The organism is Streptomyces flavofungini, assembly GCF_041028215.1.
GTDB lineage: Bacteria > Actinomycetota > Actinomycetes > Streptomycetales > Streptomycetaceae > Streptomyces > Streptomyces flavofungini_B.
The window spans coordinates 1-23,840 of the sequence record NZ_JASKYR010000032.1; the positions used below are offsets into that span (position 1 = coordinate 1).

Consider the following 23,840-nt stretch of genomic DNA (forward strand, 5'->3'; position numbering starts at 1 on the left):
CGCCACCGCCGAGACCGAGGCCGCCGAGAGCTCCATGCGGAACATGGACTCCGGCGGGGCGCCGAGGGCGAGGCGCACGAGGGTCTTGATGGGCGTGACGTGCGTGACGAGCAGGACCGTGCGGCCSSCGACCGGCTGACCGCGCCGCTGCCCGGCCTGCGCGCCTTCGCGCGGTTCGCCCGCGAGGGCGCGCTGCGCCCGCACCGCGACGGCCTCGACGACATCCGGCGGCTGCCCTTCGAGCCGGGCCCGCTGCCGCGCGTCGACGCCGCGACCGTCGCCGTCACCTGGGCCGGACACGCGAGCTGGATCATCCGCATCGGCGGCCTCACCGTCCTGACCGACCCCGTCTGGTCCCGCAGAATCCTCGGCACCCCGGCCCGCGTCACCCCCGTCGGCGTCGCCTGGAGCGCGCTGCCGCGCGTCGACGCGGTCGTCATCAGCCACAACCACTACGACCACCTCGACGCCCCGACCCTCGCGCGGCTCCCGAGGGAGACCCCGGTGTTCGTGCCCGCGCGGCTCGGCCGCTGGTTCGCCCGGCGCCGTTTTCGCCGCGTCACCGAACTGGACTGGTGGGAGGGCGCGGACCTCGGCGGGGTGCGGTTCGACTTCGTGCCCGCGCACCACTGGTCCAAGCGGGGCCTGTTCGACACCTGCCGCACGCTGTGGGGCGGCTGGGTGCTGACCGACGCCCGGGGGCAGCGCGTCCACTTCGCGGGCGACACCGGCTACGGCCACTGGTTCGAGCGGATCGGCGCCCGCTATCCCGGCATCGACCTCGCCCTCCTGCCCATCGGCGCCTACGACCCGCGCTGGTGGCTCCGCGACGTGCACTGCGACCCGGAGGAGGCCGTCCGGGCGGCGGCCGACCTGGGAGCGCGGCGGATGGCGCCCATGCACTGGGGCACCTTCCTGCTCTCCGCGGAGCCGGTCCTCGAACCGCTCACCCGCGTACGGGCGGCCTGGGAGCGCGCGGGCCGCCCCCGCGAGGACCTGTGGGACCTGCCGGTGGGAGCGTCCCGGGTGCTCGCAGGTGAGCCCGTGCGCGGAGATTAGGCGGGCGCCCGCCGGCACCCTGGCGCACGGTCAGGCGTGCGCCCGCCTGACCTTGCGCCAGGCCGCCGGCGCCAGGCTGACCAGCAGCGTCAGGACGACCGCGACCACGACGCCCTCCCACGGCTCCTTGAAGAGCGAGCCCCCGAGGATGCCGATGAGCTGGTACGTCAGCGCCCACGCAAGACAGGCGGGGATGTCGCCGCGGGCGAACCGGCGCAGCGGCATCTTGGCGAGCAGGCAGGCCAGCATCACCGGGATGCGGCCCGCGGGCACCAGGCGGGACAGCACGAGGACCAGCACGCCGTGGTCCTTCAGCTTCGCCTGGGCCTGTTCGAGACGCTCCTCCGGCGCCCGGTCCCTGAGCGCCTCCAGCCAGCGCGAGCCGTTCTTCGAGTGCATTCCGCGCCGCCCGAGCCAGTACAGGGCGACATCGCCGAGGAACGCCGCGAACGCCGCCACGGCGAAGACGACGAGCAGCGAGAACGGCGCCGTCTGGTGCAGGGCCACCACGGCCGCCGAGCTGACGAGCGCGCCCGTGGGCACCACGGGCACCAGCGCGCCGATCGCCACGAGCAGGAACAGCGAGGGATAGCCGAGCGCCTGCTGGGTGCTCTCCGGCGGGATCTGCGTCACCACCGCGAGCCTCATCCGGCCACCTCCGGCAGCACGCTCTCGCCGTGCGTGAGCCGGTGCACCGTCACCTTCGGGGCGAGCCGCCCCGCGTGCCGCTCGAACTCCGCGCCCGGCGCGTGGAACTCGTGCGGGCGCACCGCGTCCATGCCGATCGGCCAGTACGTTCCGTAGTGCACGGGGACCGCGCTGCGCGGCGCGAGCCGGGCGAGGGCCTCGGCGGCGCGGCCCGCGTCCAGGTGGCCGTGGCCGAGGCAGGGCCCCCAGCCGCCGACCGGGAGCAGCGCCACGTCGACGTCCCCGACCTCGTCCGCCATCGTCTCGAAGAGCCCGGTGTCCCCGGCGAAGTACGTACGGGCCTCGCCGTGCAGCACATAGCCGAGGGCGGGGGAGAGCTGCGGCCCCACGGGCAGCCGCCGTCCGTCGTGGAGCGCGGACACCACCCGGATCACCAGGCCGTCGACCTCCACCTTGTCGCCCGGCACGACCTCGGTGAAGCGCAGCTGCGGCAGCCTGCGCGCGAGTCCGGGCACCGAGCGCCCCGCGCCGCGCGGGAGGAGCGCCCGGGTGCCGGGCGCGAGCCGGGCCAGCGAGGGGACGTGCAGATGGTCGGCGTGCAGATGCGAGAGGAGCACCACGTCGGCGACGGCCGCCTCGGGCGGCGGCAGGGCGCCTCTGCGGCGCCGCAGGTGCGCGAGGCGGCGGGCGAAGAGGGGGTCGGTGAGGACGCGGACCCCCGAGTCCTCGACCGTGCAAGTGGCGTGGCCCCACCATGTGACCTCGACGGGCACCCGGTTCCTCCTTATGGCGACTGTCTCCGAGCCTACGGCCAGGAGTAGGGTCATCGGCTACGCCGAGGGTGAGGGGTACGCCATGGAGGATCACGGGGGCGGCCCCGCCGACGTGGTGCGCGCGGCGGCGATCGCCAGCCTCGTGCCGCTCGAGGAGCTGGAGGCCGACCCCTTCCTGGTCGACTCGCGCAGCCAGCACGCCATGTGCGCCCGGTGGGCCGCCGCCCAGGGGTACGTGATCACCAGGGAACTGGTCGTACGGGGGCTGCGCGCCGACCACCTGGTCCTGTGGGGCGACGTCGACGCGGGCCTGGTGGACCTCTTCGTCGTACCGAGCCGCAGAGTCCTCGAACAGGCGCTGCGCTGCCCCGAGGAGTTCACCGCGGAGTGCGCGCGGCGGGGGGTGCGGGTGGAGACCGCGGGCCTCGCCGAGCCCGCGTACGACGCGCAGATGAAGGCGCGGGTGCACCGGCGGCTCTCCATGCCGACCGCCGGGTACGACGGCCGCTGAGCGGTTCCGCGCGCGGGGCCGTGGCCGGGGTGTGTCAGGCTGAGGGCTCGATTTGCGGGGAAACGTGCAGAGGAGAGGCCCGATGGGGCGATGGCGCAAGCTCGGCAGCGCCGCGTGGCGGGTGGTCGCCGTGTGGGCCGTCAGCACACTGACGATGCTCGTGCTCGCGGGCATCCTGCCGGACTTCAAGCTCCAGTCCGACAGCGGCGACAGCGCCACCCGCATCGCCGTCACCGCCGCCTTCGGCGCCGGTGCCTTCGGTCTGCTCTCCGCGCTGGTGTGGCCGCTGCTCGTGCGCGCCCTGCTCCTGGTGCCCGCGCTCGTGCTCGGCCTGCTCGCCTTCTTCCTCAACGGCTCGCTGCTGCTGCTCGCCCTGCGCCTGATCCCCGAGGGCCGGGGCGAGTCGGGCCCGGAGACCGCCGTGGTCGTCGCCGCGGTGATGTCCGCCGTCGCCTCGGCGACCGGCGGCGCGCTCGCCGTCCGGGACGACGACGCCTACCGCCGCCGCCTCTACCGCCTGGCCGACCGCAGACGCCGCCGCGGCGGGCAGCGGGACGCGGGGGCCGCCCACCCCGGCACCGTCTTCATCCAGCTCGACGGAGTGGGGCACGACGTCCTGCTCGCCGCCGTCGTCAAGGGCCTGATGCCCACCCTCGGGCGGTGGCTCGGCGAGGGCGGGGTGAGCGCCACGCACCGCCTCACCCCCTGGCGCACCGACTGGTCCAGCCAGACCGGGGCCAGCCAGCTCGGCATCCTGCACGGCTCCAACCACGACGTGCCCGCCTTCCGGTGGTACGAGAAGGACACCGGCGAGGTCATGGTCAGCAACCGGCCCTCCTCCGCCGTGGAGCTCCAGCGCCGCGCCGTCGAGCACACCGGCGACGGCGGTCTGCTCACCGTCGACGGCGCCAGCCGCGGCAACCTCTTCAGCGGCGGCGCCGAACAGCTCGCCCTCGTCCTCTCGGTGGCCGCCCGCCGGGGCAGGGAGAACCGCTCCCGCGCCGGGTACTTCGCCTACTTCTCCGACCCCGCCAACGCGGTCAGGACCGCGCTCTCCTTCGTCGCGGAGGTCTTCAGGGAGATCGGCGAGTCCCTGCGCGCCCGCGCCGAGCGGCGCCGCCCGCGCGTCGGCCGGGGCGGGCTCTACCCCTTCATCCGCGCCTTCGCGACCGTCGTCGAGCGCGACGTGGTGGTCGCCGCCGTCATCGGGGACATGCTGGCCGGGCGCAGCGCGGTCTACGCCGACCTCGTCGCCTACGACGAGGTGGCGCACCACTCCGGGCCGTGCGGCAAGGACACCGACAAGGTCCTGCGGCGCCTTGACCGCTCGCTCGCGCTGCTCGAACAGGTCGCCGAGCACGCCCCGCGCGTCTACCGGATCGTGGTCCTCTCCGACCACGGGCAGAGCCCCGGCGAGACCTTCCGGGCCCGCTACGGCCTCACCCTCGGCGACCTCGTCAGGGCGGGCTGCGGGCTGCCCGTGCCGCGCAGGGCGCAGCGCACGCACAGCGGCGCCGAGGCCCGCGCCGCCGTCCGGGCCGCGCTGCGCAGGCCCGTGGAGGAGGGCGCCGACGAGCGGCGGCCCGCCCGCCGCGCGGAGCCGGTCGTCCTTGCCTCGGGCAATCTGGGGCTCGTCTCCTTCCCCGACGTGCCGCACCGCATGACCCGCGAGGAGATCGACCTGCGCCATCCCGCGCTGCTCCCCACCCTCGCCAACCACCCGGGGATCGGCTTCCTCCTCGTACGCGACGCGGAGCGCGGCGCGCTGGTGCTCGGGGCGCGCGGGGCGGAGGTCTACCTCGACGAGGAACCGGCCGACCTCGGGCCGCTCACCGACTTCGGGCCCGGCGCCCTGGAGGCGGTCCGGCGCACCGACGGCTTCCCGCACACCGCCGACATCATGGTCAACTCCTGGTACGACCCGGACGAGGGCGAGGTGCTCGCCTTCGAGGAGCAGATCGGCTCGCACGGCGGGCTCGGCGGGGCGCAGTCCCATCCGTTCCTGCTCTCGCCGCTCGCGCTGCCCGACCCGGCGGCGGACGGCCGGCAGCTCGTCGGCGCCGAGCGTATCCACCGCGTCCTGCGCGACTGGCTCGGCGAGGACGTGGGTCCCGAGATACCCCTGCGGGCTTCGGGGGCCACGGCGGCCCCCGCGGCGGAAGCATCCGTTCCGGTGGACGAATCGCCGTCCCGGGCCCCCGAAGGCACAGCTTTTGCGGCCGCCGACCCGGCCCGGCAGGACAAAACGCGCTGATTTTGAGCGGCGCCCGCCGTGCCCGACCATGTCTTGCGCCCGGCGATCCCGGGCGCGACGGCACGACGAGAGGCGCACCACCCCATGCACGAGACCGGAACCGCACCGCAGTCGGGTCCGGCCGCCGGAGATCCCGCGGGAGCACTCACGGAAGGACTCGCGGAAGACCAGGGAGCGACGCCCAGCAGGCACGCCCGGCGCTTCGGTCTTCCCATCGCCACCTGCCTCGTGATGGGCAACATCATCGGTGGCGGCATCTTCCTGCTCCCGGCCTCCGTCGCCCCCTTCGGCACCATCAGCCTCGTCGCCTTCGGCGTCCTGACCGCCGGTGCCATCGCCCTGGCGCTCGTCTTCGGGCGGCTCGCCGAGCGCGACCCGCGCACCGGCGGGCCCTACGTCTACGCCCGCGAGGCCTTCGGCGACTTCGCCGGGTTCCTGGCCGCCTGGTCGTACTGGATCACCACCTGGGTCTCCAACGCCGCCCTCGCCGTGGCCGCGGTGGGCTACCTGGACGTCCTCATGCCCGTCAACGACCACAAGTGGTCCGCCTGCCTCGCCGCGCTCGTGCTGCAACTGCTGCCCGCGGCGGCCAACTTCGCGGGCACCCGGTACGTCGGCGCGGTCCAGCTCGTCGCCACCGTCCTGAAGTTCCTGCCGCTGCTGCTCGTCGCCGTCGGCGGGCTCTTCTTCTTCGACAGCGGCAACCTCGGGCCCTTCCGGGCGAGCGACGACAGCCCGGTCGGCGCGGTCTCGGCGGCCGCCGCGATCCTGCTCTTCTCCTACCTCGGTGTGGAGTCCGCCGCCGTCAGCGCCGGTGAGGTGCGCGATCCCCGGCGCAACGTCGGACGCGCCACCATCCTCGGCACCCTCGGCGCCGCCCTGGTCTACCTCCTCGGCACCCTCGCCGTCTTCGGCACCGTCGCGCACGACAAGCTGGTGGGCTCCACGGCGCCCTTCTCGGACGCGGTCGACGTGATGTTCGGCGGCTCCTGGGGCGGCACCGCCGTCGCCTGCGCCGCCCTGGTCTCCATGGTCGGCGCCCTCAACGGCTGGACGCTGCTGAGCGCCCAGACGCCCTACGCGGCGGCCAGGGACGGGCTCTTCCCCGCCGCCTTCGGGCGCAAGCGGCGGGGCGTGCCGACCGCCGGTGTCGCGGTGACCGTCGTCCTCGCCTCGCTGCTCACCGTCTACAACTACACGGCGGGCTCCGGCGGCGTCTTCGAGTCGCTCGTGCTGATCACCACGTTCACCGCGACCGTGCCCTACCTCCTGGCCACCGCCGCGCAGCTGTACTTCCTCCTGTCGGGACAGCGCGAGCGGGTGCACCGCGGACGCCTGGTGCGCGACGGGGTCCTGGCCGCCCTCGCGTTCGCCTTCTCGATGTGGCTGGTGGGCGGCTCCGGCTACGCGGCCGTCTACCAGGGCGTGCTGTTCCTCTTCGTCGGCGTGCTCGTCTACGCGGTGATGGCGGCCCGCAAGCGGCGGACCGCCACCCTCCCCGGCCGCTGACGGCTACCGCGCCAGCGGGGCGACCACCCATCGGCGGGTCTTGAACATGCTGTCCCGCGTGCCGATCTCGATCAGCTTGCGGGCCGCGGGGTACGCCTCGTTGCCCTCCAGCTCGTAGCCGACCTCGAAGGTGCCGGGGACGTCCTTGACCTCGGGCTGCCGCCGCTCGGCCGCGCCCCGGTCCTGGTCGTCGGCGGTGACCGCCGCCAGGTGCGCGAGCAGCCTGCGCTGTGCCGCGTCGAGCGCCTTGCGCGGATCGCGTTCGAGCGGCGGCGCCGCCGCCTTGCCGCCCTTGGGCGCGGGCGGTGCGACCTCCGTGCTCGACTCGCGCGTGACGCCGGTGGCCTCGCGGGTGGCGAGCTGCGCCTGGACGACCGTGCCGTCGTTGTCGAGGCCGACGCGGATCAGGCCGCGGCCCGGCGTGATGACCGGTACGCCGCCGAAGACCTGGCGGAAGGTCACGTGTGTCTGGAGGGAGACCGGGCGCCCGACCTCGGAACCGTCCTTGGTGCCGGAGTTCTGCATCAGGTCGTGCACGCTGTCGACGACCAGCTCGGCGCCCCCGGCGTGCCGCTCGGCGAACGAGCGCGCCGCCTCCACCGCCCGCTCGGTCGGCAGCTGCTGGGTGTTGCGGTGGTTGGGCTCGGCGAGCCTGACCCACCGGATGCCGTGCGGCGAGGTGGAGATCACGCGGTCACCGGAGGAGGCGCTGAGCACCCCCTGCCGCTCCACCTGCACCTCTTGCAGCGCCGCGGAGGGGAAGTCGGCGAGCCGCCCCAGCGAACCCAGCTCGGCGCCCGGGTCGCGCGGCGCGAGCTGGATGATCTGCCGCTGTCCGGGCAGCTGGGTGAGCGGCTCCCGAAGACCCTGGCGGGCGTAGTACCAGCGCCACGCGTACCAGGTGTCCGGCACGTGCTCGCGGTAGAAGTTCCGCTCGGTGTTGAGGCGGTCGACCGCCTCGGCCTGGGTGGTGCCGACCGCGGCGACCGAGGGGGCCTGGCCGTGGTAGATGTCCCAGGACGCGTTGAGCCAAGCGTCGCAGAAGGTCTGCCCGGACCGCCACTTCTCCCAGAACCTCTTTCCGTAGTCGCCGCTGTCGATGCTGGTGGTCTCGAAGCCGAAGATCATGCGGAAGCCGATGTTGGGCCCCGCCCAGGTGCGGATGGGGGAGTGGCCGCCGGTGACCTTGAGCGAGTCGCAGGTCGACCAGAAGACGTAGTTCGCCTTCTCGTTGCCGAGCGCCATCCGGTTGGACACGGCGTCGCTGCGGCCGTCCCAGACCGCGCCGAGCGGCGCGAAGAACACGCCGTTGCCGTCCATGCCGCCGTGGCCCGAGTGGTAGACGGCGACGACCGCGTCCATGCCGTAGCGGTCCTGCCAGTTGTCGTAGGTCTCCTCGTAGGCCCAGACCTGCGCGCCGCCGTCGGCGAACCAGAAGTTGCGGTCGTAGAACTGCTGGAGGTACGCCAGCCAGCCGGTGGCGTCCTCGTGCGTGTGGTAGAGCGTCGCCTGGTTGACGAACTTCTGGATGCTGAAGGCGCCCCACCAGCCGAACGTCGAGTCGCGCTGGCCCGTCGCCCCCGGTTTCTCCGGCTCCAGCGGTGAAGGACCGCGGTCCGAGTAGTTCATGCGCATGGCCATACCTCCTGGGAGGATCTCCTCGTTCTGAGCGCGAGGGGGCCTCAAGGTGTCACCGCGGACGCGCCCTGCCCAGCCGCCTTTCAGGCCATAGGGTGGTGGCCACGGAACTTCCGATCACGGAACCGCACCGAAGGGAACTGCATCGTGGCAACCACGCGCTCCGCGCACACGGTCTGGGAAGGCTCTCTGACGGAGGGCTCGGGCACCGTCACCTTCGACTCGTCCGGCATCGGCGAGCAGGCGGTGTCCTGGCCGTCGCGCGCCGAGCAGGCGAACGGCAAGACCAGCCCGGAGGAGCTCATCGCCGCCGCGCACTCGAGCTGCTTCTCCATGGCGCTCTCGCACGGCCTGACGGGCGCGGGCACCCCGCCCACCCGCCTGACCACGTCCGCCGACGTCACCTTCCAGCCGGGCACCGGCATCACCGGCATCCACCTCACCGTCGAGGGCGAGGTGCCGGGCCTCGACGAGGCGGCCTTCACCTCCGCGGCCGAGGACGCCAAGGCCAACTGCCCGGTCAGCCAGGCGCTCTCGGGCACGACCATCACGCTCTCGGCCAAGCTGGCCTGACGCGCAGCCCGTTGACGGTGCCGCCGCCCCACCCGGGGACGGCGGCACCGTCGCGTCCGGGGCATTGTCGTACTGGGGCATTGACAAGGTGCCGCTCAAGTTTTGTGATGGAGAGCGGAGTAGACCTGGACACGGGGGACATGAGCTCGCGGCGGAAGGGACTGGACCATGGCACGTGCGGTCGGGATCGATCTCGGTACGACGAACTCAGTGGTGGCCGTGCTGGAGGGAGGTGAGCCCACCGTCGTGGCCAACGCCGAGGGCGCGCGCACCACTCCGTCGGTCGTCGCCTTCGCCAAGAGCGGGGACGTCCTGGTGGGCGAGGTCGCCAAGCGGCAGGCGGTCACGAACGTGGAGCGCACCGCCCGCTCCGTCAAACGCCACATGGGCGACGGCGGCTGGCGCTTCCCGGACAGCGGCTCCGTCGACGGCACCCGCTACACCGCGCAGGAGCTCTCCGCGCGCGTCCTGCAGAAACTCAAGCGCGACGCCGAGTCCTATCTCGGTGAGGACGTCACCGACGCGGTCGTCACCGTCCCCGCCTACTTCGACGACACCCAGCGCCAGGCCACCAAGGAGGCCGGCGAGATCGCGGGCCTGAACGTCCTGCGCATCATCAACGAACCCACGGCCGCCGCCCTCGCCTACGGCCTCGACAAGGGCGAGGACCAGACCGTCCTCGTCTTCGACCTCGGCGGTGGCACCTTCGACGTGTCGCTCCTGGAGATGGGCGAGGGCGTCATCGAGGTGAAGGCGACCAACGGCGACACCCAGCTCGGCGGCGACGACTGGGACCAGCGGATCGTCGAGCACCTGGTGCGGCAGTTCAGGAACGCGCACGGCGTCGACCTCGGCAAGGACAAGATGGCGCTCCAGCGCCTGCGCGAGGGCGCCGAGAAGGCCAAGATCGAGCTCTCCTCGTCCAGCGAGACCGACATCAACCTGCCCTACATCACCGCCTCCGCCGAGGGCCCGCTGCACCTTGCCGAGAAGCTGACCCGCGCCCGCTTCCAGGAGCTGACCGCGGATCTGCTCGACCGCTGCAAGAAGCCCTTCCACCAGGCCGTCAAGGACGCGGGCGTGAAGCTCTCATCCGTCGACCACGTCATCCTGGTCGGCGGCTCGACGCGGATGCCCGCCGTCACGGAACTGGTCAGGGAACTCACCGGCAAGGACCCGCACAAGGGCGTCAACCCCGACGAGGTGGTGGCGCTCGGCGCGGCCCTCCAGGCCGGGGTGATCCGGGGCGACGTCAAGGACGTACTGCTCCTGGACGTGACGCCGCTGTCGCTCGGCATCGAGACCAAGGGCGGCATCATGACCAGGCTCATCGAGCGCAACACCACGATCCCCACCCGGCGCTCGGAGACCTTCTCCACCGCCGAGGACAACCAGCCCTCGGTCGGCATCCAGGTCTTCCAGGGCGAGCGGGAGATCGCCGCGTACAACAAGAAACTCGGCGTCTTCGACCTGACGGGGCTGCCGCCCGCCCCGCGCGGCGTCCCCAAGATCGAGGTCACCTTCGACATCGACGCCAACGGCATCATGCACGTCTCGGCCAAGGACGAGGCCACCGGACGCGAGCAGCGCATGACTGTGACGGGCGGCTCCGCGCTGCCCAAGGACGACATCAACCGCATGGTCCGCGAGGCCGAGGAGCACGCGGAGGAGGACCGCAAGCGGCGCGAGGCCGCCGAGACCCGCAACCAGGCCGAGCAGCTCCTGTACCAGACGGAGAAGTTCCTCAAGGACAGCGCGGAGAGCCTCGCGGGGGTCCCGGAGGGGACGCGGAACGAGGTCGAGACCGCCGCCGCCGAGCTGCGGGACACCCTCAAGAACAGGGCGGACGACACGGCGGCCCTGCGCGCGGGGGCCGAGAAGCTGGCCACGGTCAGCCAGAAGCTGGGCCAGGCCCTGTACGAGGGCGCGGGGAAATCCGGCGAGCGGCGGAGCGCGCCCTCGGACCCGCCCCCGGGCGCGTCCACCGAGGAGGGCGTGGTGGACGCCGAGATCGTCGACGAGGACGAGCAGGCCAAGGGTGACAAGGGCGACAAGGGCGACAAGGGCGGGAAGGACGAGAGGCCCTAGGAACCCGTCCGCTCCCAGCCGCGCCGCTCCGGGCGCGCGCCCACCCGGCTCGGGTCCTTGCTGCGGTACACCACGTACGGCCGGAACAGGTACTGCACGGGTGCGCTGAACATGTGCACGAGCCGGGTGAAGGGGATCAGCGCGAAGAGCACCATGCCCACCACCGCGTGGATCTCGTAGAGGACCGGCACGCCCGTCATCCGGTCGATGTCGGGCTGGAGCGTGAACAGGCTGCGGGCCCAGGGGCCGATCGACTCGCGGTAGTTGTAGCCGTCGCCGGAGGCATGCGTCAGCTTGGCGGCCATGCCGAGCACGATCGCCGCGAACAGCACCAGGTACATCAGCTTGTCGTTGGCGGTCGTCGCGCGGAAGACGGGCGTGTTGGTCCGCCGCCGGTAGAGCAGCAGCAGGATGCCGAGGACCAGCAAGGCCCCGGCCGCCGTGCCCCCGTACAGCGAGAACAGGTGGTAGGTGTGCTCGCTGACGCCGGTCTTCTCCGTCCACGACATCGGCAGGAACAGCCCGACGAGATGGCCGACGAGGACGAAGAGGATGCCGTAGTGGAACATCGGCGAGGCGATGTTGAGCAGCTTGGACTCGTAGACCTGCGAGGAGCGGGTCGTCCAGCCGAACTTGTCGTACCGGTAGCGCCAGACGGTGCCCGCGACGAGCAGCACGAAGGCGACGTAGGGAAGGGCGCCCCACAGCAGGGTCTTCATCAGTGCTCCCCGATGAGTGCGAAGGGTTCGAGGCCGACGTCCTCGCGCGGCGGCCCCGACCGGGCGAGGGCCCGCGCCTCCGCCTGGTCCTTCGGCGAGGGCCCCGGCAGGCTCGCGCACACCGCGTCGAGGACGTCGGCGTACGGCGTGTCCGCCTCGCGCAGGGCCAGGCGCAGCAGTTCGAGGCCGCTGCGGTGCTCAAGGAGCAGTTCCGGGCCCACGTGCGCGGAGAATTCGAGGACGGCGGGGAGGAAGTCCGGCAGCTCCTCGCCGCTGAACTCCAGGCCGTGCGCGCGGTACACCTCCTTGAAGCGGACGAGGGCCATGCCGCGCCGCCGCGTGTCGCCCTCCCGCCACCAGCTCAGATAGAGGCTGTGCCGGTTCTTGAAGTCGAAGATCCGCACATAGTGCGCGGCGAGCTCGCGCGGCTCCGTCGCGGCGGCGAAGGAGAGGAAGCCGTCGAGTCCCGCCGGGGCGGCGGCCCCGATCAGGGGCAGCCGCTCGTGGAACTCCTCGTCGGGGTAGCAGAGGCAGAGCGCGGCGGCCTGGTAGAGCACGGCGTGGCCGGTCACCGGTCCTCCTCCTTGGTGGTGGCGTTCGCCTTCTCCTCGGCGCTCGGCTCCTCGTCGGCCGTCTGCCGCCTGCGCAGGACGTGGAAGTTCTCGACGGTGACGAGCGGCAGCCGCCTGCGCCCGCCGGAGTCCTGGCCGAAGGGCCCGTCACCGCCCATCCCCGGGCCGTCCTGGTGGTCGAGGCTGCACGTGTCGGGGATCGCCGTCTCCTCCAGGTGCCGCGCGTCGGCGACGGCGGCGGTCGGGATGACGTAGCGCTCCTCGTACTTGGCGATGGCGAGCAGGCGGTACATCTCCTCGATCTCCCGGCCCGACATGCCCACCGCGTCCGCCACCGCCGCGTCCGGCGTGTCCCCGAGGTTGATGGCCCGCATGTGCGCCCGCATCGCCGCCAGCTTCTCCAGGGACGCCCGCACCGGGCCGACGTCACCCGCCGTGAAGATCTCCGCCAGGTACTCCAGGGGAATGCGCAGGGTGTCGATCGCGCCGAAGAGGTTCCCGGCGTCCTCGCCGTCGTGCCCCGTCTCGGTGAGGGCGTCCACCACCGGGGAGAGCGGCGGGATGTACCAGACCATCGGCATGGTGCGGTACTCCGGATGCAGCGGCAGCGCCACCCTGTACCGGCTGATCAGCGCGTGCACGGGGGAGCGCCGTGCCGCCTCGATCCAGTCGTGCGAGATCCCCGAGCGCTCGGCGTCCTTGCGCACCTCGGGGTCGGCCGGGTCGAGGAAGACGCCGAGCTGCGCCTCGTACAGCTTCTGGTCGTCGGGCTCGGAGGCCGCCGCCGTCACCTTGTCGGGGTCGTAGAGGATCACCCCGAGGTAGCGCAGACGGCCCACGCAGGTCTCCGAGCAGACGGTGGGCAGACCCACCTCGACGCGCGGATAGCACATCGTGCACTTCTCGGCCTTGCCGGTGCGGTGGTTGAAGTAGACCTTCTTGTACGGGCAGCCCGTCACGCACTTGCGCCAGCCCCGGCAGTGGTCCTGGTCGACCAGGACGATGCCGTCCTCCTCGCGCTTGTACATCGCGCCCGAGGGGCAGGACGCCACGCACGAGGGGTTGAGGCAGTGCTCGCAGATGCGCGGCAGATAGAACATGAAGGTCTGCTCGAAGGCGAACTTCACCTTGTCGGCGGCCTGCTGCCTGGTCTTGGCGACCATCGGGTCCAGATGCCCGTTCTCCGTCACGCCGCCGAGGTTGTCGTCCCAGTTGGAGGACCACTCGATCTTCATCGGCTTGCCGGAGATCAGCGAGCGCGGCTCGGCCACCGGGTAGTCGTCGCCGAGGGGGGCGTCGGTGAGGTTCCTGTACTCGTACGTCCAGGGCTCGTAGTAGTCCTTGATCTCCGGCAGCTTGGGGTTGGAGAAGATTTCGAGCAGCGACTTGATCCGGCCGCCGTTCTTCAGCTTGAGGGCGCCCCGCTTGTTCAGTTCCCAGCCGCCGCGCCACTTCTCCTGGTCCTCGTAGCGGCGCGGATAGCCCTGGCCCGGACGGGTCTCGACGTTGTTGAACCAGACGTACTCCATGCCGTCGCGGTTGGTCCACGCCTGCTTACAGGTGACCGAGCAGGTGTGGCAGCCGATGCACTTGTCGAGGTTCATCACCATCGCGATCTGGGCCATGACGCGACGACGTCCGTTCCCGGTACGGGCCATGTCAGTACTCCACCTTCTGCGACCTGCGGCGGATGACGGTCACTTCGTCGCGCTGGTTGCCGGTCGGGCCGAGGTAGTTGAACGCCCATGACAACTGCGCGTAGCCGCCGATGAGATGGGACGGCTTGAGGATGAGCCGGGTCAGGGAGTTGTGGATGCCGCCGCGCCGTCCCGTCGTCTCCGCCTTGGGGACGTTGACCGTGCGCTCCTGGGCGTGGTGCATGTAGACGGTCCCCGCCGGCATGCGGTGCGAGACGATCGCCCGCGCCACGACGACACCGTTCCGGTTGACCGCCTCGATCCAGTCGTTGTCCTTGACGCCGATCGCGTCCGCGTCCTGCGGCGCCATCCAGATCGACTGGCCGCCGCGCGAGAGCGACAGCATGAAGAGGTTGTCCTGGTACTCGGAGTGGATCGACCACTTGTTGTGCGGGGTGAGGTAGCGGACCGTCACCTCCTTCTCGCCGTCGGGGCCGAGCCGTGGCTCGCCGAAGAGGCGGTTCATGTCCAGGGGCGGGCGGTAGACGGGCAGCGCCTCGCCCAGTTCGTGCATCCAGTCGTGGTCGATGAAGAAGTGCTGGCGGCCGGTGAGGGTGTGCCAGGGCTTGAGGTGCTCGGTGTTGAGCGTGAACGCCGTGTAGCGCCGCCCGCCCGACTCGCTGCCCGACCACTCCGGCGAGGTGATCACCGGTACGGGCGCCGCCTGGGTGTCGGCGTACGTGACGCGCTTGCCCTCGTGCTCGGCGGCGAGGTGCGCCATCTCCTGGCCGGTGCGCGCCTGAAGCGTGCGGAAGCCCTGCGTCGCCAGACGCCCGTTGGTCGTGCCCGACAGGGCGAGGATGGTGTTGGCCGCCTTCACGGCGGTGTCCAGGGCGGGGCGGCCGTCGGCGGGGCCGCCGCGCACGACGCCGTTGCGCTCCTTCAGCTCCTCGACCTCCTGGTCGGGGCGGAGCGCGATGCCCTTGGCGGGCAGCCCGAGCTCCTCCACCAGCGGGCCGAGCGCGGCGAACTTCGCGCCGATCGCGGTGTAGTCGCGCTCGACCACCGCGAGGTTCGGCATCGTCTTCCCCGGCACCGGCTCGCACTCGCCCTTGCGCCAGTCCAGGACGGTCCCGCCGGGCTGCGCGGTCTCACCGGGCGTGTCGTGCTGGAGCGCGGTGGCCACGAGGTCCCTGCGTACGCCGAGATGCTCCACGGACAGCTCGCTGAGCCGGTCGGCGATGGCGCGGAAGGTGTCGAAGTCGGTGCGCGCCTGCCACGGCGGGTCGACCGCCGGGGTGAAGGAGTGCACGTAGGGGTGCATGTCGGTGGTGGAGAGGTCGTGCTTCTCGTACCAGGTCGCCGCCGGGAGCACCACGTCCGACAGAAGCGTGGAGGACGTCTGCCGGAAGTCCAGCGACACCAGCAGGTCCAGCTTGCCCTCGGGCGCCTCGTCGCGCCACGTCACCGTCGAGGGCCGCTCGTCGGGCGCGGCCTCCTCCGCCCGCAGCGAGGAGTGGGTGCCGAGCAGGTGCTTGGTGAAGTACTCCGCGCCCTTGGCGGAGGAGCCGAGCAGGTTGGCGCGCCACAGGGTCAGCACACGCGGCCAGTTCTCGGGCGCGTCCGGGTCCTCGCAGGCGAATCTGAGAGTGCCCGCCTTCAGTTCCCCGACCACGTCCGCCACCGGGTCCGCCGACGACGAGGCGAGATCCAGGGGATTGCGGTCGAAGGTCGGGTACGAGGGCATCCACCCGGAGCGCGCCGAAAGCGCCAGGCAGTCGGCGCCCGTCATCCCCGCGAAGCGGCCCTCGCCGAGCGGCGAGGCGAGCACGTCGGCGGCGAACCTGTCGTAGCGCCACTGGTCGGTGTTGAGGAACCAGTAGGCGGCGCCGATCATCTGCCGGGGCGGCCTGCCCCAGTCGATGCCGCCCGCGAGCGTCGCCCAGCCGGTGACCGGGCGGCACTTCTCCTGGCCCACGTAATGCGCCCAGCCGCCGCCGTTGCGGCCCTGGCAGCCGGTGAGCTGGAGCAGGGCGAGGAAGGAGCGGTAGATCGTCTCGGAGTGGAACCAGTGGTTGGTCCCCGCGCCCATCAGGATCATGCACCGCCCGCGCGACTTCTCCGCCGTCCGGGCGAACTCGCGGGCGATCTTGACGCACTTCTCGGCGGGCACCGAGGTGTGGGCCTCCTGCCAGGCGGGCGTGCCGGGCTGCGAGGCGTCCGCGTACGAGGCGGGCCACTCGCCCGGCAGCCCCTCGCGCGCCACCCCGTACTGCGCGAGCAGCAGGTCGAAGACGGTGGTGACCAGCGGCCCGTCCTGGCCGCCGAGCCGGGTGGCGGGCACACCCCTGCGCACCACCTCGCCGCGCCCCTGCCCGTGCGCCCCGCCCTCGGTGTCGAAGCGGGGCAGCGCGACCTCCACGCCGGAGGCGACGGGGGAGCCCGCGAGGCTCAGGAGCGGCTTGATGGCACCGAGGTCCAGGTTCCATCTGCCCTTGCCGGACTCGGTCCAGCGGAAGCCGAGCGAGCCGTTGGGCACGGCGGGGCGCCCGGTGTTCTCGTCGAGCACCGCCGTCTTCCAGTCACCGCCCTCGCCCTCCTCGCCGAGGTCCGTGGCGCGCAGGAACTTCGAGGGGACGTACGCCCCGTCGCGCTCGGTCAGCGTCACCAGGAACGGCAGGTCGGTGAACCTGCGCACGTAGTCGCCGAAGAACGCGGTCTCCCGGTCGACGAAGAACTCCTTCAGGACGACGTGCCCCATCGCCAGGGCGAGGGCCCCGTCGGTGCCGGGGTGGGGGTGCAGCCACTCGTCGGCGAACTTGGCGTTGTCCGCGTAGTCGGGCGCCACCACGACGACCTTCTGCCCCCGGTAGCGCGCCTCGGCCATCCAGTGCGCGTCGGGGGTACGGGTGACCGGGACGTTGGAGCCCCACATCATCAGATACGCCGCGTCCCACCAGTCGCCCGACTCCGGTACGTCGGTCTGGTCGCCGAAGACCTGCGGCGAGGCCACCGGCAGATCCGCGTACCAGTCGTAGAAGGAGAGCATCGGCGCCCCGATCAGCCCCATGAAACGGGCCCCGGCGGCGTGCGACACCATCGACATCGCGGGGATCGGCGAGAACCCCGCGACGCGGTCGGGACCGTAGGTCCTGATCGTGTGGACGTGCGCCGCCGCGATGATCTCCACAGCCTCGTCCCAGGTGGCCCGGACCAGGCCGCCCTTGCCGCGCGCCCGCTGGTAGCGGCGGCGGCGCTCCGGATCGGCCTGGATGTCCGCCCAGGCGAGGACCGGGTCCTTCAGGCGCGCCTTCGCCTCGCGGTACATCTCCAGCAGGACGCCGCGCAGATACGGGTAGCGGACCCGGGTGGGGGAGTAGGTGTACCAGGAGAACGCCGCGCCCCGGGGACAGCCGCGCGGCTCGTACTCCGGGCGGTCGGGGCCGACGCTCGGGTAGTCCGTCTGCTGCGTCTCCCAGGTGATGATGCCGTCCTTGACGTACACCTTCCACCGGCAGGACCCGGTGCAGTTCACCCCGTGCGTGGAGTTCACGACCTTGTCGTGGCTCCAGCGGTCACGGTAGAAGGAGTCCGCGTCCCGGCCGCCCGTCAGCCGCACGCTGTGCAGGTCGGGGGCGGCGGTGCCGCGCCGGAAGAACTTCCCCGCCCGCAGCAGAGCGGCGGCGGGCTCGGTCGTCTCTGTCACCGTGGGCGCTCCCTAGGTCTGCCTTGACCCGAACCTAGGGTGGACCGGTGCACGGCACCTTCTCGCAGGGGCCGTACGGGTTGCGCGGGACCGCGGGGACCTGAGTCGCGGCATTACCTGAGACGTAATCGACCAGGTGCGGCAGGCCCGGCAGAGTGGTCTCACCGGATCCGGTCCGGCGCACTCCGGACCGGCTCCGGGACCCATGACCGCTCATTCCCCGCAGCACGGAGGAGACCGCCATGTCGGCATCGACGTACCCGCTCGCAGGCCTCGCCCGCACCACCGAACCGACCGCCATGCTGCGCCGCTTCCTCGCCCTGGACGCGGTCGTGACCGCGGGCAACGGTGTCGCCTACGCCGCCGCGTCAGGACCCGTCGGGCGCCTGCTCGGCGTCGACTCCGGGCTGCTGCTCGCCCTCGGCGTCGCCCTCGCCGTCTACGGCGCGGCCGTCGGCTATCTCGCCGCCCGCAAGAGCCCCCCGACGCTCGCCGTGCGGGCGGTGATCGAGGTCAACGCCCTGTGGGCGGTGCTCAGCGTCGTCGCCGTCGCCGTCTGGTTCTCCCCGACCGTGGCGGGGGCGGTGTGGATTCCGGCGCAGGCCGTGGTGGTCGGCGGCTTCGCCGCCCTCCAGTACGCGGCGCTGCGCGCGGGGCGGGCCGAGCGCGCCTGAGACCACCCCGGCGGACCGGGCGGCCGAGGCCCCGGTCCGCCGGGGGCTAGCCCATGTGCGTCTGGAGGTACTTGACCGTCGCCGGGTCGGCCGGGAGCAGCGTCTCGATGGCCAGCTCGGCGACCGTCACGTCCATCGGCGTGTTGAACGTCGAGATGGACGAGATGAACGACAGGATCTGCCCGTCGTGCTCGATCCGCAGCGGCAGCGCGAAGTAGGGCACGTCCGTCCCCGCGTCGAAGGCGTCCACCCCGGGATCGGCCACCGGATACGCGGCCACCTCGTCATACACCGCGCGCAGGGCGTCCGAGCGCTGGAGCGCGATCTGCCGCTCCATCTGGTGCAGGAGATGGCCCCGCCACTCCCGCAGATTGCGGATTCTGGGGGCGAGGCCGCGCGGGTGCAGCGTGAGACGCATCGCGTTCAGGGGCGCCGCGAGGACCTCGTCCGCGACGCCGTCGGTGAGCATCGTGATGCCGCGGTTGGCCGCGACGACGTCGTACGCCGCGTCGACCACCAGGGCGGGATACGGCTCGTACCCCGTCAGGAGCTGGTCGAGGCCCTCGCGCAGGGTGCCCATCGCGGGGTCCTCCAGCGGGGTCTCCCTGAAGCGCGGCGCGTAACCGGCCGCGAGGAGCAGGGAGTTGCGGTCGCGCACCGGTACGTCGAGGTGGTCGGCGAGACGCAGGACCAGCTCCTCGCTCGGGCGGGCCCGGCCCGTCTCGATGAAGCTGATGTGCCGGGCGGAGGAGTCGGCGCGCAGGGCCAGCTCCAGTTGGCTGACGCGGCGCCGCTCGCGCCAGCCGCGCAGCAGCGGGCCCACGCCGGTGGCGCTGGACTTGGTGGTGCTCCTGGCCTTGGCCTTGCCTTTGGTGTTCCCCTTGGCGGGCGCGGCGGTTGTCATACCTAGACGGTAGTCGACCCGGGCTGTGGCAAGGTGGGACGACCTCGCGGAGAGCCCGACGGAGGATCCGCGGACGCGCACGCCGAAGGAGCCGGGCCATGACCCCCGAACCGCTCTCGCCGAAAGAGATCGAGGACCGCCTCGCCGAACTCCCCGGCTGGGCCCTCGCCGACGACCGGATCACCCGCTCGTACCAGCTGCCCTCGCACTTCGCGGCGGCCGCCATGGTCGTCCACATCGCGCGGACGCAGGACGAACTGAACCACCACGCCGTGACGACCCTCGGGTACGACACGGTGACCCTCGCGGTGAACACGCACGCGGCGGGCGGCGCCGTCACCGAGCTCGACCTCGAACTGGCCCGCCGCGTGGAGCGGTTGGCTCCGCTGCACGGCGCGGGAGCGCGGGCCTGATGCTCGACTACAGCAAGGAGGCCGACCGGTACGACGCCTCCCGCGGCGGTGAACCCCGGGCGGCGGCCGCCGCCCGTGCCGTCCTCGGCCTGGTGCCCGGCGACGCCCGCACCCTCCTGGACGTGGCCTGCGGCACCGGTCTCGTCACCCGGCGGCTCGCGGAGCGCGCGGGGCTGCGGGTGACCGGCGTGGACCGGGCGGGCGGCATGGCGCACAAGGCGGCGGCGCGGCTGCCGGGCGCCGTCGTCATCGGCGACAGCCACCGGCTGCCCTTCCCCGACGCCTCCTTCGACGCGGTCTGCACGGTGTGGCTGCTGCATCTGCTGCCGGGCCCCGACGAGACGGCCTCCGTCGTCGCCGAGTGCGCGCGCCTCCTGCGGCCCGGCGGGGTCTATGTCACCACCGTCGACAAGGCCGCGTCGCACGACGTGGGCAGCGACATCGACGCCGCGCTCGCCCCGCGCCCGGTGCGGCCCGCGGTCGACCGCGCCGAGGCCGTCGAGGCGTACGCGGCCGAGCACGGGATGGCTCCGGCGGGCCGGGCCCGCTTCCTCGGCCATGGGCAGGGCCGCTCGCCGCGCTCGACCGTCGACGATCTGCGCAGGGGGTGGTTTACGCAGATACCGCCGGACGGACCGCTGGCGGGCCGCCTCACGGCGGCGCTCCTGCGGCTGCCGGACCAGGACGTGGCGCGCCCCGATCCGCTGTTCGCGCTGCGGGCGTTCCGCAAGCGGGCGCCGGGGGTGTGAGGCGCGGCCCGGGCCGCCTGTCCGGGTGGCTCCTTTGCCGAACCGGCAAGGTCAGTGGTCCAGAACCGCGAACTTGACGCAGGCTGGGACCGTCCAGAAGCCACGGGCGGAACGGGAAGGCGGCAGGGGAATGGGACAGCGGCACGCACAGGGGCAGGCACAGGGGCACACGCACCATGAGGGCCACGGCCACGGCCACGGACATGGCCACGGACATGGCCACGGTCACGGTCACGGTAACCACCACGACGGTGACATGGACTGGTCGGCCATGGGCGAGATGCTGGAGCGCTACGCCGGCATCGCCGCCCCGATGTACGACGAGGCCACCGCCTGGCTGCGCCGCTGGGCACCGGAGCCCGGCGTCGTCGTCGACGTCGGCAGCGGCCCCGGCGCCCTCTCCTTCCGTCTCGCCGAGGCGTTCCCCACGGCGCGGATCGTGGCGGCCGATCCCGAGGATCCCCTCCTGGAGCAGGCCCGTGCCCGTGCCGCCCGCGAGGGCCTCGCCGACCGCTTCGGCACCGTGCGCGCGGCGCTCCCCGACGCCATCGACGACGTGCCGACCGCCGACCTGCTGTGGCTCTGCAAGTCCCTGCACCACGTCGGCGACCAGGGCGCCGCGCTGGCCGCACTCGCCGGGCGGCTCGCGCCCGGCGGCGTGATCGCGCTCTTCGAGGGCGGCCTGAGCGCCCGTTACCTGCCCCGCGACATCGGCTTCGGCCGTCCCGGGCTGCAGTCCCGCCTGGAGGCCGCGGACGAGAAGTGGTTCGCCGGGATGCGCGCGGGACTTCCCGGCGCTAAGGAGGCGCCGGAGGACTGGCCCGCGCTCCTCACCGCGGCCGGACTGCGTTACGCGGCCACCCGCAGCTTCCTCCTCGACCTGCCCGCCCCGCTGTCGGAGAAGGCCCGTGCCCATGTCGTCCAGGAGTTCACGCGCCGCCGCGAGATGCACGAGGACCGCCTGGACGCCGACGACCTCGCCACCGTGGACCGCCTTCTGGACGAGGGCGACCCGCTGAGCCTGCACCGCCGCCCGGACCTCTTCCTGCTGACGGCGCAGACCCTCCACGTGGCGGTCAAGAGCGGCTGACCGCGTCAACCGGCCGGTATCGACGCCCTGGTTGACGTAACTTCGGGGGAGCGCCGGAGGCCGTCAGGGCCCCGGCGGACCCGAGGGGAGAACCGCCCGGTGACCGAGTTGATGCGGTGGGAGTCCGACGAGGGGCCCGTCGTGGTCGAGGTGGACTCCCGGGACCCCGGTTTCCGGTCGGTGGCGCGCCGCGGCGACCAGGGCGAGATCCACGAGGTCGAGGGCCGCTTCGAAGCGGCCCTGCACAATGTGCGCGGCGCCGCGATGTCCGCCCTGCGCACCTTCCGCGACCGCGCGCTCGACCCCGACGCGATCGAACTCGAATTCGGCGTGAAGCTGAGCGCGGCGGCGGGGGCGGTCATCGCGCGGACGGCCACCGAGGGCCACCTGGTGGTGAGGCTGAGCTGGGCCCGGGGAACCCCACAGGAGCCCGGGCCCCCGGCGGACGTACGGCAGGACGCGCGGGGCGAATAATGGCGGGCATGCACTGGCGTGCCCGGATCGGCACGGTCGACGGCGTCCACAGGCGGGCGGGCGTCCTGATCGACGGCGCACGGCTGATCACCTGCGCGCATGTGGTCGACGGGCTGAGCGAGGTCGCGGTGACGCTGCCCGGCGTCGCCGAGGCGCGGCGCGCGGCCGTCGCGTGGACCGGCGACTGGCGGCGCCTCGGCGACCGGGGCGACGTGGCCGTCGTCGAACTGGGCGAGCCGCTGTCCGTCACGCCCTGCGCGTTCGCCCCGCTCGACCTGCTGAACCCCGTCAAGGGCCGGGTGGCCCACGAACTGCGCGCCCTGGGCTTCCCGTTCGGCCACGAGAAGGACGGCACCCACGTCACCCTGCGCACCAGCGCCGACCGGCTGCTCGGCCAGGAGTGGCTGGAGATCGACGTGGACCGGGCCCACCTCCAGCGCCTCGGTGAGGGCTTCAGCGGCGCCGCGGTCTACGACCCGGGCTCCCACCTCGTCGTCGGCATCGTCACCGACGCGGTCCTCGACGGCGACCAGGAGGGGTACATCGGGCGGATGCTGCCGCTGGACACCATCCGCTGCCACTGGGAGGGCCTGGACGACTTCCTCCCGCTCGACTGGCTGCCGCGGGCGCCGCGCCGGGAGCTGCGGGCCCTGTTCGACGGCGTGCGCGTGGACCCCGGCACCCTGGAGCTCGCCGTGCGCCGCGCGTTCCCCACCTTCCGGCGCGCCCTGCCCGCCTTCCGCTCGCCCTGGCACGCCATCCGCCATGTCGGCGAGGAACTGACCGGCGAGGACCGGCTGCTGCGGCTGCTGCCGGGGCTGTGCGCCGTCGCCGGTGTGGACGCCGGGCCGTGGCTGCGGCGCTGGATGCCCGGACGGTACGACGAGGCGGCACCCGGCGGCGACCCCGCGCCGCGGGCGACCGCGCCCACCGGGACCATCGTGTTCCGCGCCCAGTCGATGACCCGTGGCGCGAGCCTCGACCTCTCGGTGTCGACGGTGGTCGACGGCGTGCCGGTGGGCCGGGCCGGGCCCGTGCGCATCCGCCGCCAGCAGTTGCGCGCGAAGACCGAGGCGCTCCTCGCCGAACAGGTCGGGGCGGTGCGCGGCACGGACTGGATGCTGCAGTTCGTGGTGCCCGAGGGGCTGATGAGCGAACCGTACGAGGAGTGGCGCATCCACGAGCCGGGCGCCGCGCGCCCCCGGCCGATGCGCACGGTCCCGGTGGTGGTGCGCCACCTCGACCGCCTCGAACCGCTGCTCGCCTCCCACCTCGCGGGGCGGCGCTGGGCGACCGTGCGGGCCCGCGGCGAGACCCGCCCCGAACGCGTCGGGTGCCAACTGCCGTACGACTACGAGGAGTTCTACGACTGGCTCGACGCCGACGAGCAGCTCTGCGCCCTCGCCTACGCGGCGACACCGGCCGACGACTGGCTCTCGGCGGCCCTCGACACCGGCGTCCCGATCATGCTGTGGCGGCGCCGCGCCTGCGCCGACGGCAGCCACGCGCACTGCGCGCCCGGGACGTTCCTGGACCGCCTGCTCGACGCGGTCGCCACGCTGGACCCCGCCGCGCTGCCGGTCGAGGTCATGCGGCTGCGCAAGGAGGCCCGTTCGCCGCACAAGGGCGGCGCGGAGCACTGCGGGCACGGTCTGACGCTGTTCTGGGACGGCGGCGATGGCAGGCCAGACCCGCCGCTCTCGGCGGCCGGCGGAGCGGGGAGCGCGGCCATTCCACCGACGACGGCACCGGCGAAGAGAGGGAGTGCCTGAAGATGGCTCCACGGTCCGACTGGCAGATCTACACGGGGAGCCGGGTCCCGCACGACGGCATCACCCGCCTCCCCGCC

Annotated in this window: 20 protein-coding genes and 1 pseudogene; 12 read left to right on the forward strand and 9 right to left on the reverse strand. The window is 72.8% G+C overall.

The genetic code is table 11. The features are described 5' to 3' along the window. Positions 1–126, reverse strand: a pseudogene (locus AB8Z36_RS04255) (histidine phosphatase family protein); the annotation flags it as partial. Between AB8Z36_RS04255 and AB8Z36_RS04260 the strand changes: the two are divergent. Further along, the gene (locus tag AB8Z36_RS04260; protein ID WP_369211800.1) at positions 100–1,059 is read left to right on the forward strand and encodes an MBL fold metallo-hydrolase; all 960 of its coding nucleotides are present in this window, start codon (positions 100–102) and stop codon (positions 1,057–1,059) included. The pseudogene AB8Z36_RS04255 and the gene AB8Z36_RS04260 overlap by 27 nt on opposite strands. 30 nt (positions 1,060–1,089) lie before the next feature. On the opposite strand, the gene AB8Z36_RS04265 is transcribed toward AB8Z36_RS04260, so the two are convergent. Both AB8Z36_RS04265 and AB8Z36_RS04270 read right to left on the reverse strand, forming a co-directional pair. Then, positions 1,090–1,707 (reverse strand): DedA family protein, encoded by a 618-nt coding sequence (locus AB8Z36_RS04265; RefSeq protein ID WP_369211801.1) that lies wholly within the window; start codon positions 1,705–1,707, stop codon positions 1,090–1,092. Further along, positions 1,704–2,480 carry an MBL fold metallo-hydrolase gene (locus AB8Z36_RS04270; RefSeq protein WP_369211802.1) on the reverse strand — a complete coding sequence of 259 codons (777 nt, stop codon included), beginning with the start codon at positions 2,478–2,480 and terminating at the stop codon, positions 1,704–1,706. The genes AB8Z36_RS04265 and AB8Z36_RS04270 overlap by 4 nt, the downstream gene beginning before the upstream one ends. Before the next feature lie 82 nt (positions 2,481–2,562). Between AB8Z36_RS04270 and AB8Z36_RS04275 the strand changes: the two genes are divergently transcribed. The 3 genes from AB8Z36_RS04275 to AB8Z36_RS04285 all read left to right on the forward strand — a co-directional run bounded on the left by AB8Z36_RS04275 (position 2,563) and on the right by AB8Z36_RS04285 (position 6,754). Further along, the gene (locus AB8Z36_RS04275) at positions 2,563–2,991 is read left to right on the forward strand and encodes a hypothetical protein (protein ID WP_369211803.1); all 429 of its coding nucleotides are present in this window, start codon (positions 2,563–2,565) and stop codon (positions 2,989–2,991) included. Between the two features lie 82 nt (positions 2,992–3,073). Further along, a complete protein-coding gene (locus tag AB8Z36_RS04280) occupies positions 3,074–5,245 on the forward strand; it encodes a phage holin family protein (protein ID WP_369211804.1) in 2,172 nt (723 codons plus the stop codon). A gap of 84 nt (positions 5,246–5,329) precedes the next feature. Next, positions 5,330–6,754: an amino acid permease gene (locus AB8Z36_RS04285; protein ID WP_369211805.1), complete on the forward strand. Its 1,425-nt coding sequence runs from the start codon at positions 5,330–5,332 to the stop codon at positions 6,752–6,754. A 3-nt stretch (positions 6,755–6,757) separates the two neighbouring features. Here AB8Z36_RS04285 and AB8Z36_RS04290 read toward each other — a convergent pair whose 3' ends face one another. Next, complete coding sequence (locus AB8Z36_RS04290) at positions 6,758–8,383, reverse strand: DUF6345 domain-containing protein (protein WP_369211806.1); 1,626 nt, start codon at positions 8,381–8,383, stop codon at positions 6,758–6,760. A 156-nt stretch (positions 8,384–8,539) separates the two neighbouring features. Here AB8Z36_RS04290 and AB8Z36_RS04295 point away from each other — a divergent pair, with 156 nt between their 5' ends. Both AB8Z36_RS04295 and dnaK read left to right on the forward strand, forming a co-directional pair. Next, complete coding sequence (locus tag AB8Z36_RS04295) at positions 8,540–8,965, forward strand: OsmC family protein (RefSeq protein WP_369211807.1); 426 nt, start codon at positions 8,540–8,542, stop codon at positions 8,963–8,965. A gap of 168 nt (positions 8,966–9,133) precedes the next feature. After that, positions 9,134–11,053 carry a molecular chaperone DnaK gene (dnaK, locus tag AB8Z36_RS04300; RefSeq protein WP_369211808.1) on the forward strand — a complete coding sequence of 640 codons (1,920 nt, stop codon included), beginning with the start codon at positions 9,134–9,136 and terminating at the stop codon, positions 11,051–11,053. Here the strand turns inward: dnaK and narI are convergent. Genes narI through AB8Z36_RS04320 form a run of 4 tightly spaced genes read right to left on the reverse strand, consistent with a single transcriptional unit; the run spans position 11,050 to position 17,687 of the window. Next, entirely contained in the window at positions 11,050–11,772 is a 723-nt protein-coding gene (narI, locus tag AB8Z36_RS04305; RefSeq protein WP_369211809.1) for a respiratory nitrate reductase subunit gamma, read from the reverse strand. The two genes, dnaK and narI, sit on opposite strands and share 4 nt — an antisense overlap. Further along, on the reverse strand, positions 11,772–12,344 hold the full coding sequence (gene narJ / locus AB8Z36_RS04310) for a nitrate reductase molybdenum cofactor assembly chaperone (protein WP_369211810.1): 573 nt from the start codon (positions 12,342–12,344) through the stop codon (positions 11,772–11,774). Before narJ ends, narI begins: the two co-directional genes overlap by 1 nt. Further along, a complete protein-coding gene (gene narH, locus AB8Z36_RS04315) occupies positions 12,341–14,002 on the reverse strand; it encodes a nitrate reductase subunit beta (protein ID WP_369211811.1) in 1,662 nt (553 codons plus the stop codon). The genes narJ and narH overlap by 4 nt, the downstream gene beginning before the upstream one ends. A gap of 1 nt (position 14,003) precedes the next feature. Beyond that, on the reverse strand, positions 14,004–17,687 hold the full coding sequence (locus AB8Z36_RS04320; RefSeq protein ID WP_369211812.1) for a nitrate reductase subunit alpha: 3,684 nt from the start codon (positions 17,685–17,687) through the stop codon (positions 14,004–14,006). Positions 17,688–17,929: 242 nt separating this feature from the next. Between AB8Z36_RS04320 and AB8Z36_RS04325 the strand changes: the two genes are divergently transcribed. Beyond that, complete coding sequence (locus tag AB8Z36_RS04325; RefSeq protein ID WP_369211813.1) at positions 17,930–18,361, forward strand: hypothetical protein; 432 nt, start codon at positions 17,930–17,932, stop codon at positions 18,359–18,361. A gap of 46 nt (positions 18,362–18,407) precedes the next feature. Here AB8Z36_RS04325 and AB8Z36_RS04330 read toward each other — a convergent pair whose 3' ends face one another. Further along, complete coding sequence (locus tag AB8Z36_RS04330; protein WP_369211814.1) at positions 18,408–19,265, reverse strand: helix-turn-helix domain-containing protein; 858 nt, start codon at positions 19,263–19,265, stop codon at positions 18,408–18,410. A gap of 98 nt (positions 19,266–19,363) precedes the next feature. On the opposite strand from AB8Z36_RS04330, the gene AB8Z36_RS04335 reads away from it, so the two are divergent. From AB8Z36_RS04335 to AB8Z36_RS04355, 5 genes are all read left to right on the forward strand, one after another. After that, positions 19,364–19,678, forward strand: a complete 315-nt coding sequence (locus tag AB8Z36_RS04335; protein WP_369211815.1) for a 4a-hydroxytetrahydrobiopterin dehydratase — start codon at positions 19,364–19,366, stop codon at positions 19,676–19,678. Beyond that, complete coding sequence (locus tag AB8Z36_RS04340; protein ID WP_369211816.1) at positions 19,678–20,427, forward strand: class I SAM-dependent methyltransferase; 750 nt, start codon at positions 19,678–19,680, stop codon at positions 20,425–20,427. Before AB8Z36_RS04335 ends, AB8Z36_RS04340 begins: the two co-directional genes overlap by 1 nt. A gap of 130 nt (positions 20,428–20,557) precedes the next feature. Then, positions 20,558–21,517: a class I SAM-dependent methyltransferase gene (locus AB8Z36_RS04345; RefSeq protein ID WP_440581853.1), complete on the forward strand. Its 960-nt coding sequence runs from the start codon at positions 20,558–20,560 to the stop codon at positions 21,515–21,517. A 99-nt stretch (positions 21,518–21,616) separates the two neighbouring features. Beyond that, positions 21,617–21,991, forward strand: coding sequence for a CU044_2847 family protein (locus AB8Z36_RS04350; RefSeq protein WP_369211818.1), 375 nt, complete (start codon positions 21,617–21,619; stop codon positions 21,989–21,991). A gap of 8 nt (positions 21,992–21,999) precedes the next feature. Next, the gene (locus AB8Z36_RS04355) at positions 22,000–23,763 is read left to right on the forward strand and encodes a VMAP-C domain-containing protein (RefSeq protein ID WP_369211819.1); all 1,764 of its coding nucleotides are present in this window, start codon (positions 22,000–22,002) and stop codon (positions 23,761–23,763) included. The last annotated feature ends 77 nt before the right edge of the window (positions 23,764–23,840 follow it).

What these genes read in the sequence shown, in the direction of transcription:
- dnaK (WP_369211808.1), top strand. Translation starts at nt 9,134, where the DNA reads ATGGCACGTGCGGTCGGGATCGATCTCGGTACGACGAACTCAGTGGTG.
- AB8Z36_RS04340 (WP_369211816.1), top strand. Translation starts at nt 19,678, where the DNA reads ATGCTCGACTACAGCAAGGAGGCCGACCGGTACGACGCCTCCCGCGGC.
- AB8Z36_RS04335 (WP_369211815.1), top strand. Translation starts at nt 19,364, where the DNA reads ATGACCCCCGAACCGCTCTCGCCGAAAGAGATCGAGGACCGCCTCGCC.
- narI (WP_369211809.1), bottom strand. Translation starts at nt 11,772, where the DNA reads ATGAAGACCCTGCTGTGGGGCGCCCTTCCCTACGTCGCCTTCGTGCTG.
- AB8Z36_RS04275 (WP_369211803.1), top strand. Translation starts at nt 2,563, where the DNA reads ATGGAGGATCACGGGGGCGGCCCCGCCGACGTGGTGCGCGCGGCGGCG.
- narH (WP_369211811.1), bottom strand. Translation starts at nt 14,002, where the DNA reads ATGGCCCGTACCGGGAACGGACGTCGTCGCGTCATGGCCCAGATCGCG.
- AB8Z36_RS04280 (WP_369211804.1), top strand. Translation starts at nt 3,074, where the DNA reads ATGGGGCGATGGCGCAAGCTCGGCAGCGCCGCGTGGCGGGTGGTCGCC.
- AB8Z36_RS04345 (WP_440581853.1), top strand. Translation starts at nt 20,558, where the DNA reads ATGGGACAGCGGCACGCACAGGGGCAGGCACAGGGGCACACGCACCAT.
- AB8Z36_RS04285 (WP_369211805.1), top strand. Translation starts at nt 5,330, where the DNA reads ATGCACGAGACCGGAACCGCACCGCAGTCGGGTCCGGCCGCCGGAGAT.
- AB8Z36_RS04265 (WP_369211801.1), bottom strand. Translation starts at nt 1,707, where the DNA reads ATGAGGCTCGCGGTGGTGACGCAGATCCCGCCGGAGAGCACCCAGCAG.
- AB8Z36_RS04325 (WP_369211813.1), top strand. Translation starts at nt 17,930, where the DNA reads ATGTCGGCATCGACGTACCCGCTCGCAGGCCTCGCCCGCACCACCGAA.
- AB8Z36_RS04330 (WP_369211814.1), bottom strand. Translation starts at nt 19,265, where the DNA reads ATGACAACCGCCGCGCCCGCCAAGGGGAACACCAAAGGCAAGGCCAAG.
- AB8Z36_RS04355 (WP_369211819.1), top strand. Translation starts at nt 22,000, where the DNA reads ATGCACTGGCGTGCCCGGATCGGCACGGTCGACGGCGTCCACAGGCGG.
- AB8Z36_RS04290 (WP_369211806.1), bottom strand. Translation starts at nt 8,383, where the DNA reads ATGAACTACTCGGACCGCGGTCCTTCACCGCTGGAGCCGGAGAAACCG.